10 protein-coding genes are annotated in these 13,886 nt (G+C 34.7%); 4 read left to right on the plus strand and 6 right to left on the minus strand.

What is annotated here, in order from left to right:
* The first annotated feature begins 8 nt into the window (after positions 1-8).
* A complete protein-coding gene (gene glpK / locus BN2390_RS19160; protein ID WP_053985900.1) occupies positions 9-1,499 on the plus strand; it encodes a glycerol kinase GlpK in 1,491 nt (496 codons plus the stop codon).
* Between the two features lie 47 nt (positions 1,500-1,546).
* Positions 1,547-2,251 carry an MIP/aquaporin family protein gene (locus BN2390_RS19165; RefSeq protein WP_053985901.1) on the plus strand — a complete coding sequence of 235 codons (705 nt, stop codon included), beginning with the start codon at positions 1,547-1,549 and terminating at the stop codon, positions 2,249-2,251.
* Positions 2,252-2,323: 72 nt separating this feature from the next.
* On the opposite strand, the gene BN2390_RS19170 is transcribed toward BN2390_RS19165, so the two are convergent.
* The 3 genes from BN2390_RS19170 to BN2390_RS19180 form a co-directional block, all read right to left on the minus strand.
* Positions 2,324-3,283, minus strand: a complete 960-nt coding sequence (locus BN2390_RS19170) for an RluA family pseudouridine synthase (protein WP_053985902.1) — start codon at positions 3,281-3,283, stop codon at positions 2,324-2,326.
* Between the two features lie 85 nt (positions 3,284-3,368).
* Entirely contained in the window at positions 3,369-5,690 is a 2,322-nt protein-coding gene (locus BN2390_RS19175; protein ID WP_053985903.1) for an ATP-binding protein, read from the minus strand.
* A 192-nt stretch (positions 5,691-5,882) separates the two neighbouring features.
* The gene (locus tag BN2390_RS19180) at positions 5,883-8,012 is read right to left on the minus strand and encodes a sensor histidine kinase (RefSeq protein ID WP_053985904.1); all 2,130 of its coding nucleotides are present in this window, start codon (positions 8,010-8,012) and stop codon (positions 5,883-5,885) included.
* Between the two features lie 156 nt (positions 8,013-8,168).
* Between BN2390_RS19180 and BN2390_RS19185 the strand changes: the two genes are divergently transcribed.
* Both BN2390_RS19185 and BN2390_RS19190 read left to right on the plus strand, forming a co-directional pair.
* Positions 8,169-9,203 carry a TFIIB-type zinc ribbon-containing protein gene (locus BN2390_RS19185; protein WP_053985905.1) on the plus strand — a complete coding sequence of 345 codons (1,035 nt, stop codon included), beginning with the start codon at positions 8,169-8,171 and terminating at the stop codon, positions 9,201-9,203.
* A complete protein-coding gene (locus BN2390_RS19190) occupies positions 9,200-10,000 on the plus strand; it encodes a TPM domain-containing protein (protein WP_053985906.1) in 801 nt (266 codons plus the stop codon). The genes BN2390_RS19185 and BN2390_RS19190 overlap by 4 nt, the downstream gene beginning before the upstream one ends.
* A gap of 7 nt (positions 10,001-10,007) precedes the next feature.
* Here BN2390_RS19190 and BN2390_RS19195 read toward each other — a convergent pair whose 3' ends face one another.
* The 3 genes from BN2390_RS19195 to BN2390_RS19205 form a co-directional block, all read right to left on the minus strand.
* Positions 10,008-10,700, minus strand: coding sequence for a response regulator transcription factor (locus BN2390_RS19195; RefSeq protein ID WP_053985907.1), 693 nt, complete (start codon positions 10,698-10,700; stop codon positions 10,008-10,010).
* Positions 10,701-10,785: 85 nt separating this feature from the next.
* Positions 10,786-12,111, minus strand: a complete 1,326-nt coding sequence (locus BN2390_RS19200) for an MATE family efflux transporter (RefSeq protein ID WP_053985908.1) — start codon at positions 12,109-12,111, stop codon at positions 10,786-10,788.
* Between the two features lie 129 nt (positions 12,112-12,240).
* Positions 12,241-13,878: a glycosyl hydrolase gene (locus BN2390_RS19205; protein WP_053985909.1), complete on the minus strand. Its 1,638-nt coding sequence runs from the start codon at positions 13,876-13,878 to the stop codon at positions 12,241-12,243.
* Positions 13,879-13,886: the final 8 nt, after the last annotated feature.

The following is a 13,886-nucleotide window of genomic DNA, read 5'->3' on the forward strand; positions in this document are numbered from 1 at the left end:
GAATTGCAATGGCAAAATATGTTATGGCTTTAGATCAAGGTACAACAAGTTCAAGGTGTATTCTTTTCAACGAGAAAGGACTTATCGAAAGTGTGGCACAGAAAGAATTTACTCAAATCTTTCCTACTCCAGGTTGGGTTGAACACAATCCAGAAGAAATCTGGTTTACTCAACTTAGTGTAGCTCGCGAAGCTTTACAAAATGTTGACGCTACAGCTAGTGATATTGCTGCAATTGGTATCACAAATCAACGCGAAACAACTGTTGTATGGGATAGACACACAGGGGCTCCAGTTTACAATGCGATTGTATGGCAATGCCGTCGTACATCTAATATTTGCGATGAATTAAAAGCTGAGGGCTTTGATCAAATCGTAAAAGCTAAAACAGGTCTTATTATGGATGCTTATTTCTCTGGCACAAAAGTAAAATGGATTTTAGATCATGTAGAAGGTGCAAGAGAACGTGCTGAAAAAGGCGACCTTCTCTTTGGTACAATCGATACTTGGCTTATTTGGAACCTTACAAAAGGTGCTGTACATGTTACAGACTACTCTAATGCATCACGTACAATGTTATTCAACATCCACACCTTAGAATGGGATAAAGAAATCTTAGAAAAATTAAATATTCCACTTTGTATGTTACCAGAAGTTAAACCATCAAGCTGTGTATACGGCATGTCTGATCCTTCACTTTTAGGTGGTGAAATTCCTATTGCTGGAGCTGCTGGTGACCAACAAGCTGCTTTATTTGGTCAAACATGCTTTGAACCAGGTACTGCAAAAAATACATACGGTACAGGTTGCTTCTTGCTTATGAACACAGGAGGGCAAGCTATTGAATCTAGAAACGGCCTTTTAACAACTATCGCTTGGGGTATTGGTGATAAAGTTGAATATGCTCTTGAAGGCAGCGTATTTATGGCTGGTGCTGCTATCCAGTGGTTACGTGATGAATTACGTATTATTGATCATGCATCACATACAGAAACTTATGCAAAAGCTGTGCCTGATACAAATGGTGTCTATGTTGTTCCTGCATTTACAGGACTTGGGGCTCCATATTGGGATCAATACGCTAGAGGTGCTATCCTAGGCTTAACACGTGGTGTTAAAAAAGAACACTTCATCCGTGCTACTCTTGAATCTTTAGCATATCAAACATTTGATGTATTAAAAGCAATGCAAGAAGACTCTGGCATCGAACTTAAAACACTTAAAGTTGATGGCGGTGCTTGCGCAAATAACTTCTTAATGCAATTCCAAACAGATATTTTAGGAGTACCTGTACAACGTCCAGAAGTTATTGAAACAACTGCTCTTGGTGCAGCTTATCTTGCAGGTCTTGCTGTAGGCTACTGGAAAGATCTTGAAGATGCTCGCAACAACTGGGCTATCTCTAAAACATTCAAACCAAAAATGGCTGAAGAAAAACAAAATGAACTCCTTGAAGGTTGGCATCGTGCTGTTGGTCACTCACTTGGCTGGGCAAACTAATAAGCAAATTAATCAAATAAATAATTTAATAAACTGGGGGAATTAATATGTCAACATTTCTTGCGGAATTTTTAGGAACGGCTCTTCTTATCCTTTTAGGGAATGGTGTTGTAGCAAACGTATCTCTTAACAAATCAAAAGGTAAAGATGGTGGGTGGATTGTTATTGCTACTGGTTGGGCATTAGCCGTAGCAATTCCTGTATATATCTTTGGACCTATTAGTGGGGCTCACTTCAATCCTGCTGTTACACTTGCAAATGCATCAATCGGTAACTTTGCTTGGGCAGATGTACCAATGTATATCATTGCCCAAATGCTCGGTGCCATCTTAGGTGCTTGTCTTGTATACCTTCACTATCTTCCACACTGGAAAGAAACTGATGACAAAGGCGCTAAACTTGGTTGCTTTGCAACAGGTCCTGCTATCGAAAGTACAACTAGTAACTTTATCTCTGAATTTCTTGGAACTTTCGTTCTAGTATTTGCCTTACTTGGTATTGGTAATACAGTTATGGTAGATGGTCTTTCACCTATCGTTGTAGGTCTTGTTATTTGGGTAATCGGTCTTACACTTGGTGGACCTACAGGCTATGCAATCAACCCTGCTCGTGACTTAGGACCAAGAATTGCTCATGCATTTCTCCCTATTCCAAACAAAGGGGATTCTAACTGGAAATATGCTTGGATCCCAGTTGTAGCACCAATTTGTGGTGGTATTGTAGCTGCTTTATTATTCAATGTAATCTTCTAATCATACAAAGATATCATTTCTATAATAACTAAAAATAGGGATCACTTCATTTAATGAAGTGATCCCTATTTTTTACCATTTTAAAGCCAGTAACTTATTTTCTAAGTCATACCCTTCGTGACTTCTATTAAGCCCTTGTTGTATTAGTCTTTCCATATCTTGAGATAGCGGTGCCGCTATTTTCATATATTCTCCTGTGATAGGATGATAAAAGGCACAATAAGCAGCATGTAGCCCTTGTCTTGTAAGCATGTAATTATTCTCATTGTATAAAAAATCTCCAAGAAGAGGATGGCCTATAGCAGACATATGCACCCGTATTTGATGGGTACGTCCTGTCTCTAGTTGTAATGCAACAACTGACACTGCTTGCCCCTCTATTTGAAATACTTCGAGTCTACGATAATGAGTTACTGCACTTTTACCCTCTTTTTTATCTATTTTTCTTTTAATGATACTATCTTCCATTCTTCCAATAGGTAGATCAATGGTACCTTCTTCTTCTGTAATACCTTCTACAAATGCTACATAGATTCTACTTAAATGGTGTTCTTTCATTCGCCTTGATAGAATACTTCCACTAAGTAAGTTCTTTGCAATAATGGTTACGCCTGTAGTATCACGATCTAATCGGTTAATACAGCGAAATATATAAGGTCTATTCTGCTGATGGTAGTAATAGCTGATGGCATTTGCCAAAGTATTATCATAATTATTAACTGATGGGTGGATAGGTGTATCATAAGGTTTATTAACTACAAGAATATCTTCATCCTCATACAAAATATTTAATCTACCTTTCTTAGGAACAATATTTTCAGAATATGCCTGTTCTGCTAAACAAATCTCTAGAATATCCCCTGTTTTTATAATTTCATTTACACCTGCCCAAGTACCATTTCTTTTGATGCCTGCTTGTGTTTTCTTAAGTTCTATAACAACTGCTCTTGAGTACTCCTTTTCCTTTAGAAACATCCCAATACTCTTGCCATTATGTTGTTTTTGTATCTTATATTGTAACCTTCGTGTCATTTCTTCTCCTACTCTTTTGTTCTAATCAAAGTATAGTCATTTAATAATTAAATTATATCATAGTTTCAAAAGGTTACTGTAAAAGTTATATCTTATAAATATCCGAAAACTCTATATGGCATTTTTCAATTCTTCTTTGACTCATTTGACAATCATCTATATTTTCTATTAATAATTCTTCTTCAGCTTTTTGTATACGAGGTAATCTTATTTCAAATCTTGTTCCCTCTCCTAGACTACTTTCTACATCTATTGTTCCTTCATGAAGTTCTACTAGAGACTTCACAAGTGATAACCCTATACCACTTCCTTCACAATGTCTCGTTAAAACATCATTTACTTGCATAAAACGTTCAAAAATATAAGGAACCTTTTCAGATGGAATACCTATTCCATTATCTTGTACTATAATAAGTACCTCTTTTCCCTCTACTTCCATACTTACTTGAATCTTCCCTTCTTCTAAAGTGTACTTAAGTGCATTAGAAAGTAAATTAAGTATGATTCGTTCTATCTTCTCAGGGTCACAAGCAATGACTTCTTCTTCTACTTCTGTATCAAATATAATTTCTATCTCTTGATTTTTTGCATACTCTGCCACCGACATGACAATTTCTTCTACTACATTAATAATATTATAATTATGCATTGTTACTTCATAGTATCCTGCATCAATTTTAGTAACATCAATAAGGTTATTGACTAACCTTAGTAACCGATAACTATTTTGTCTCATAATACCTACATATTTAGTTGTTAATGATTGATTTTCTAATGAATCATTCATAAAACCTTCTAACATTTGCAAAGCAGACATAATAAGAGTAAGAGGTGTCTTAAATTCATGAGATAGATTAGCAAAGAATTCATTTCGCACTTTTTCTATTTGAAGTACCTCTTTTGCTAACTTTTCCTTCATCTCTAACTCTATCTCATAAGTAATATCCTTAGCCGCCGCAATAAACATGCCATTTGTTTTTTTATAATAGCCATCCCATCTAAGCCATTTATAAGTTCCATCGCTACATCGATATCTATTGATACAAGGTTCTTGTCTACCATATTGAATCCATTTTTTTTGTTTGATTTTTGCATTTTCATAATCATCTGGATGAATAATATCTTGCCATTTCATATTTAAAAATTCTTCTTCACTCCATCCTAATATTTGCATGCACCCTTCATTTCCCCATGTAAAGTAGCCTTGTGTATCTACTACTATAATAAGATCCGTAACAATACTTACAATCTTCCTAAGATCATCTTCAACATTAATTCTTTGCTCACATTCTTTTTGTAATTGATTACTTAAATATTGTGTAGCCAAGATAATGGCTATATGCTGACAGATACTGTTCATATAATAATTTTTCACAACAAACTGTTTAGGTTCTTTATCTAATATAATATTTAATAACCCTAATAATTTATTTTCATATACAATAGGATAATATAACGTATAAAAAATAGGTTTTGTTTGATCTAGCCTAATATTGTTTCGTCTAAATGGAAACGTATTGCTCCTAACAACAACCTCACCTCCATTTTTGATCCTTTCTGCTTGATGCTTTAATAATGGTAAATCTATACGTCCCCCAAATGCTTTCTGAATCCTTTCTATATTAAAGCAAGGTGTTATACACTCCTTTTCTTGGTTATAAAGCCATATATTTACTTGATTCGTCTTAAAATATTCTTTTAAACTTTTAACCGTGTGGTGTAACTTTGATAACTTATTATTTTCAGATTGATCTCTAACCAATTGACTATATAATATTTTTTGAAGTGTTATATCTTTAATTAAAACACCTATGTAAGTATCCTCATGTACAATAGGAAATTTCGTTGTTTCAAAATATTTTTCTTCTTCAACTACTTTTTCTTCAATAACGCATTCCATATTTGTTTCTAAAGTATAATCATCACTCTCTTTAAAAAATGTACTGTATTGTTCGCCCCAATAATTCTCATCTCTTTTGCCCATTATTTCATCTTCTGTAGCATTGATCCTCTCACGATAATGCCTATTTGCATAGATATAATTACCTAGCTTATCTTTAATGCAAACACTTTGGTTAAGATTCTCTAAGAACGCTTCTAACAACTGAGCTTTTTTCTTTTTATCTAGTATATCACTCCATTGAATTTTACCTAAGAAACATTGCTCCTCTTCAATAGTGATTTCATATGTCTGTAATCTTCCTGACTTCCACTTACCTTCACTATTCTTTATATATAAATGTATTTGTTCTTTATCAAACACAATTTTGTACTCTAATATCTGCATATCTATTAACTTATTTACATAACCTATACTTTCTTGGGAGGCCTTATTTAAGTACATAAGCTTTTTATTAATATCTAATATGCACATACTGTCTTCTAGTGTATTTAAAAACTGTTTCATACTGTCTCCTTAATGTGGATTATAATGCACTATCTACATTATAATATTCTAACTCATTTTTTTAGTATTTTGCATCTATTCTTTATTTAATATCTTTATATTTATCCATAAAATAAAGAAAGCTAGGATATGATTAATCATATCCTAGCTTATAACTCTATAAAACTTACATATCTCTATTTTATTTATGGCCTACTCTACTGGTCTTTGTGCTACCTGTGGCATTTCTACAATCGCTTTAAATAAGTCCCCATCTATCTCTAACTTTAGCGTACCACCTTGTACTTGTGCTAAGCTTGTTGCAATAGCAAGGCCTAGCCCAGAGCCTTCACTGCTTCTAGAGGATTCCCCTCTTACAAAGCGCTCAGTAAGTTCACTTGGTTCTATGGCCAGCGGCTCTTTTGAAATATTTTTAAGGATTAAGCACCCTTTACCTTCTTTTCTTACTACATCAACATACACCCTTGTATTTGGCATAGCATACTTACAAGTATTTGAAAGTAAGTTTTCTATAATGCGCCACATGTGTCTCCCATCAGCTAAGACTTCTACTTCTTCCGTTTGGTTAAATACAACTTCTAGTTCGCTTGCTTCTAAACGGTCTGTATATTCACCTACAGCTTGAATAACAAGTTGGTCTAATCTTGTTGGCATAAGTTCTGCCTTTATATTACCTGTTGCTGCTTTTGACGCTTCTACCAAATCTTCTACTAATTGTTTAAGTCGATGACTTCTTTCATCTAAAATCTCAATATACTCTGTTACTGTCTTATTCTCTATAGGTTCTTCTTTTAATAAATCAATATAACTAATAATAGAAGTAAGTGGTGTTTTTAAATCATGGGATACATTGGTGATTAGCTCTGTTTTTAATCTTTCACTTTTAAGACTTTGTTCAACGGCTGCTTCTAAACCGCCTCCTATATGATTGATCTGATTGGCTGTACGATTCATAACTGGCAAACTTAGTGATAATTTTACTTGTGAGTTTAAGTTACCTTTTGCCAGTGTCTCTATTCCCCTTGAGAGCCTCACATAGTCCATAGTGATTTTAATCATTAATAAAAGCATTAAACCATTAAAGCTAAAGAACATCAACCACATCAGCAGATTAAAAAGTCCCCACACATTACAAATCATATAAATAAGTCCTAAATTAATTACAACATAACCTATAATAACTAAGGCCGCTGCTAATGGTAAAGTTTTTTCATTCAATAAATCTTCTTTTGCCCATTTTCCTAGACGCCATACTAAGATGTAGCTAGACATACTTTTATTTTTAAAGTGTCTGACAAAACTTGATAAGACTACAAGAGTTATAGCTACACCACTTGCAATGAGTACCATGAGTACAAATTCTTCTGAGCTAAAGATACTGCCTAATGTATAAGGTACCCAACCTCTACTCACCATGATATCATTAATCCAGAAGAAACTAAAACTTGCCCATATAAACATAATAAACCCAAATCCAATGGCTTGTATTTCGAACGGAATCTTATCAAAGAAATTTAAACTTACTTCTCCACCTGGCTCTTTTTGTCCAATCACTTTAATCCATCCTATCAAATTAAGAAGCCCAAGAACAAAACTTAATGCACCAAAGACATAAATCATATCTTTATTTGCTGTAGCCTTTTCAAAGTTCATAGCCCTTTCATAAAAGCTATCTCCTGGTTGTAAATTCTCTTTAGTACGTACGTATATGGCATAGTTTTCCTTATTCGCCACACCACTTCCATTGTAGTAATTGCTATGAAACGTCCCTACACCATCAATATAGTTCCATGTTCTTTCCTCTTGAAAAGAACGTTTAATTTTTTCTCCATCCCCTGTAATTAGAGTTGGAGACTTTAAAAAGTCATCTAATACTGCATCCAAATTACTTCCTTTATAAAGTGGACTATTCGTAATAACTTTTCCTGTTCCTTTATCAATGCCTATATACTCTACATTCACATTATCTCTTACTAGTTGATCTTGAATAAATTCATAGTAATCATGGCGATCGGATAGTATACCCGCTATTGCCTGTTCATCACTTGTTACAGATGTATCTGCTGTACGATAGCGCTTAATATCCGCCGAGCTTACGCCGTCCTTCTCAAGGATTTTTTCATCTGCATAGCGTACAATCCAGTCCCTTACATAACCTGCTTTAGTAATAAGTTCATACTCATATCCATAGCTAGAATAATAATTTTTTTCTCTTGGCATTCCAGCTAACCCATACAAACTATAAATACCACCTATGCTGAATGCAACCATAGATATGTATAAAAGCAACTTCACGAGTTTGCTGTATCCTATATTTTTCATCTGTGATACACCACCTTTTCTTTCTTTATATCACTAGTCTAAAAGCTAGACTTTACAAAGACCTTCATAAATTTATTACGGTTTCTTCATATTTTATTTATTTCTGTTTAATGCTATAATAAACTCACAATATTTAAAATATAAGGAGTATACTAAATGTCTGTTGTTAGCTATGTGTGCCCACATTGTAGTGCCAAATTAGTCTTTGACCCCGAAATGCAAAAGTGGGCGTGTCCTTTTTGTGAAAGTAGCTTCGATCAACATGCTCTTGAAGCTACAGAGTCTACTCAAACCATTCAAGAACCTTTTACTGATACTGTAGATGCTACCATTATTTATAGCTGCCCTAGTTGCGGTGCCCAGCTCGTTACTGAACCCAATACCTCTGCTACCTTTTGTTGTTATTGCCACAGTCCTGTTGTTTTATCCCACCAGCTAAAAGATGACTTTAAACCTTCTAAAATCATTCCTTTTAAAACAACTAAAGAAGATGCTATTACATCCTTTAAAAATTGGTGTCGTGGCAAATGGTTTCTACCTTCAGACTTTGCTTCCCCTAGCCAACTTCAAAAACTTACAGGCATCTACCTTCCTTATTGGCTGATGAGCTGTGGTACTTCCGGCAACCTGGTTGCTAAAGCAAAAAATATAAGAAGTTGGTCAGATTCTAGCTATTATTATACAGAGACCCAAGACTATCTGATTGAGCGTGCCGGTTCTATGCGCTTTGATTACATACCTCATGATGCTTCGAGTAAAGCTGAAGATGCCGTAATGGCTTCTGTTGAACCCTTTAACTTTGTAGACCTGATAGACTTTTCTTCACCTTATTTATCTGGTTTCTTAGCAGAAAAATATGATGTGAAGCAAGATCAAGTTTATCCATTTATACAAAAACGTGTAGAAGCAGCTACTACTGAAGTATTCCGTGAGTCTATTAAAAGCTATAATAGTCTAGCAGTAACAAACTGTAATATTAACATTCAAGATGTACACTTTGACTATACACTGCTTCCTATTTGGGTACTTACTTATCTCTATAATGATAAAACCTACTTCTTTGTTATGAACGGTCAAACAGGCAAAATATTTGGTGAACTTCCTATATGTAAGAAGAAAGTAACTTATCTCTTCTTTATTTTAACCCTTGTTATCTTCCTTATTTTATTTATCGGAGGTGGACTATTGTGAGAAAAGTAACTTTATCTTCTATTAAACTTATGGTATTCCTTAGCCTTTTAGTCAGTTGTATTTTCCCTATGTATGGTGCTACAACTAAAATCTTTGATCAAGCAAACCTCTTAAGTAGCAGCGAAAAAGCTACTTTACAAACACAAATGGATGAGCTTATTAATACCTATGAGATAGATATTGGCATTGTAACGACTGATTCTATGAACGGTAAGTCCTCTCGTACCTATGCTAATGACTTTTATGATCAAAATGGATTGGGTATTGGTCAAGACTATAGTGGTCTACTTCTACTTATTAATATGGAAGACCGTGAAGTCTATATCTCTACTTGTGGTGAAGGTATTCGTTACTTTACAGATGCACGTATTGATTCTATTTTAGATGCCATGACAAGTAGCCTTGCTAACCAAAACTACAGTGCTGCTTGTACCACTTTTCTATCCAAAGTAGAATCCAATCTAATCTCTGGTATACCAAGTAATCAGTACACTGAACCAGAAGGCTTCAAATTCTCCTGGTCATCTACACTTCTTTATTTGGTTATCTCAGTTATTATAAGCTTTATTATTTGTCTTTGTGTAAGTAAAAGCTACAAAAGACCAACCTCCATATCCGGTCAGGCATATCTTAATCATGGTTCTGTTCACTTTACACGCAAAGAAGATACTTTCCTTGGACGTCATATTTCTAAGCGTAAAAAAGAATCCTCAAATAATTCTTCCAGTGGTGGGCGCAGTTCTACCCATACTTCTAGTAGTGGGCGCAGCCATGGTGGGGGTGGAAAAAGTTTTTAATTCATCTTTAAATCTTTTCCACCATATACCCACTTCCCCATACGACTTTTAAGTATTTAGGATCTTTAGGATTAATTTCAATTTTTTCACGTAGTCGTCTAATATGGACGGCTACTGTGTTTTCTGGGGCATAGGCCACTTCTTGCCAAACATTTTCGTAGATTTGATGCATAGAGAGGACTTGCCCCATATTTTTCATCAGATAATATAAAATTTTATACTCTGTTGGTGTTAACTTCACCATCTCACCATCTAATGTTACCTTCCCCGTTTCTGCATCTAACCATAAGCCACCTGTAGACAAAATTTGAGGTTCCACTACCATACTGCCAAGCGTTGTATAACGTCTAAGTTGTGACTTCACACGTGCTAGTAATTCTAACGTATTAAATGGCTTTGTAATATAATCATCTGCCCCAAAGTTTAATCCTGCAATTTTATCCGTATCTTCACTTTTGGCTGATAAGATGATAATAGGAATATTCTTTTCTTGTCTAATACGTAATGTCGTTGATAACCCATCTAACTTTGGCATCATGATATCTAATAAAATAAGATGGATTTTTTCTTTTTCTACCGCTTCTAAAGCTTCCATTCCATTAAAAGCTTTGACAACGCGGTATCCTTCCTTTTGTAAATGTAGTGCTATAGAATTCACTATAAGCTCATCATCATCACATACTAAAATGGTATATGTCATTTGTATGCCTCCCTAACTTTCAATCTTTGTAACTCTATTGTATCTTATAATTCCTACAATCACTTAATAAATTTCTTACGATTTCTTAAAAACTGGTCAATTCTTTAACTTTATAGCCATTATACATGATAGCTATAGCAAAACAAGCTGTGATTGCTTCTGTAAAAACAAAAGATACCCATACACCATTTAATCCAAATAGCATAGCTAATCCTATTACACTTGGAACAATCACAACAAGCCCTCTTAAGATAGAAATACTAAATCCTTTTTTTGTCTCTTCAATTGCTGAGAGGTAAGCTGCGCCTACTATATTAATTCCTGCAAAAATAATACCTATAAAATAAATATGCATTCCTGCTATCGCAAGTTCTGCAAGCATTAAATTTTGTTCTTTATTAAACACTGCTGCAAGAGGGCTAGCAAAAATATAAATGCCTATATATAAAATCACACCTAATCCTACTGCCAAGCATAAAGCATATTTTAATACTTGATACACTTTCTTCATGTCACCATCACCATAGTAACGACTCATAAGTGGTTGTATACCTTGTGCAATACCTGTAAAAAGTGCCAAACAGACTAAAGAGATATTTGCAATAATACCATATGCTGCAACTGCCACATTGCCAGCTAATTTCAAGATTACCAAGTTAAATACAAGTAATACAATTCCTGTTGAAAGCTCGGTTATAAATGCTGAAAGGCCCAAGCTACAACTATCTTTAATGGTACTTATTTGCACCTTACATTTTACAAAGTGTAAGCTATTGTGCTCCTTAAAGAAATGAGTTGAGAGTATACCAATGCTAATCATAGGTGCAATCCCTGTAGCAAATGCTACACCAAACATTCCCATTCCAAGAGAATAGATAAACACATAGTCTAATATAATATTGATTAAGCTTCCTACTACCATAGCCATCATAACTAACTTAGGTCCTTTATCATTACGTACAAAACAAATAATAATATGATTCAAAATAAAGAATGGTGCTAGAGATAAAATAGTTTTTAAATAGCTATTCATCATATTAAAAGTCACTGCATCTGCTCCAAGCCAACCGCAAATAGTCTTTGCCCCCATTAATCCAATGATACTAAGTACAAGACCAATGCCAACGCCTATCATTATGGTTTGACTAAATACTTGATTTGCCTCTTCCTTCTTATTTCTAGCCATAAGAATCGTATATCTTGTTCCACTCCCTATCCCAAGTAGTAGACCCATACCATTCATAAGACCAAAGATAGGTAATGCCAAGTTTAGAGCTGTTAGAGCATCTGCTCCAATACCATTAGCGATGAAATATGTATCTGCTAAGATATAGCAAGATATCCCAAGCATCCCTAACATATTCAAAATAACATAGCTCATAAAAGTTTTAAGTGTGTGATTGTTCTTCATAAATGCCTCCCTCTAATTTTACCGTTCAAACAAAAAAGTGCCTAAAATCACATTCCTTCTAAGACCTACGGAATATGTTTTAGACACTTCTATTTGCTTAATCCGGTGATTAAACAATAAGTGTATTATTTATTTTTGAATCGTGATGCTTTCTGTCTTTGCAACACGACTTTTTGAGTCGAACACTACAGCTTCTAATGTATTTTTTCCACTTTTAAGTTTAGCATATGGAACGGTAATTTCATATGGTGCAGTTGCACAAACTTCTAAGCGTTCTCCATTCAATTTATAAACAACTTGTGAAATATAAGCATCATAAGACTTCACCCAAGTACGTATTGTCATATCTTTTGTTGCTTTAACTGAACCTTTAATTTGCTTACTTGCTTTTGGGAGGTTGACTTGTTTTTCTACAAGAGGACCATTTACTACATTACTTAAGAAATATGGATCTTCTATAATTTTTTTGTAACGTTCTAGTACACCTTTACCTCCACCTTCTAGTAAGCTATAGTTTACACGATTTTTGCTTTTATCTGCTAAGTTATAGTTATTGGCACTATACCATTGAATACATTTTACACGTGGATACTTTGTTTTAATACTTTCATAGAAATAAGTCATCTTTGCCATGGCAAACTTAGAGGTATCTTGTTTGTTAGGTGCAAAACCTGCTTCATGACTGGCTGCATATTCACTAATCATAATCGGTTTTCTAGATGCATACTTGTTATAAATATAATCTAGTGATTCTAATGGGTTTCTTCTATCTGTAGGTTTTGTAATATCTCCGTTCTCAAACTGAGCACTATAAATACTAATACCTACCCAATCTACATAAGCATCTCCAGGATAGTACGCATCGACTTGGTCTAATGGCATTTCTGATGGTGACCATACCATCGCTACATTAGGTGCGATTTGTTCCATAATGTCATGTACCATCTTCCACTTTTCAATATATAAGCTTGGATTACCATTCCATGGCACCCATTTTCCATTCATCTCTGAAGCATAACGTAAAAATACTGGTACGCCTAAGTCTCTTAATTCTTCAGCATACTTTGTAATGGCTTCCTTTGTTACTTCTTGCAACCCACGATTTGGTTCGTAGGCAATATGTACTGCTGCACCAGCAGCTTTTATATCTTGTTCTTGTTCTTGTTGTTGTAAACTTTGATTAAGTGTTGTTCCTATTGAACCATAATCAAAGAAAGTCGCATGTTTCTTCCCTGTCATTTCATTGAACTCTTCAAATTCATTAAGGTCTCCACCCCAGTTGTAACTTGTATCTTTGAACTTTTGTTCTCCACCAATGAAAGCACCTATATAGGCCCCTCTTGCTGGTTCATACTTGGCAAGTTGTACTGTCTCAGCTGGTGCTTCTTCTACTTGGTAAAATTCTATGGTGCTATTAAGTTCATCAGCTTTACGAAGTGCTGCAAGATAGCTTTGTTGATTTTCCCCTTTATTTTTATAAAGTGCTGCTTGCTTATAGTAATGATCTGCTGCAAGTTGATATTTTTCTACCTTTTCATAAGCTTTTGCAAGCTCACTATGCACTGCTGCTTGGTCTGGTAGTTTAGTTGCAGCATATTTTAGTTCTTCTACAGCTTTTGCATACTGACCTTGTTGCATATAACTCATACCTTTTTTGTAACAGTTCCATCCATTACCACCACAACTTGCCCCTGCATAAGTCGGTATAGCAGCAAGCATCATCATTGTCCCTAATGCTAGACAAACCTTTTGTTGAAATGTTTTCATCTTCCATA

The sequence above is a fragment of the Niameybacter massiliensis genome (assembly GCF_001282685.1).
Taxonomy (GTDB): domain Bacteria; phylum Bacillota; class Clostridia; order Lachnospirales; family Cellulosilyticaceae; genus Holtiella; species Holtiella tumoricola.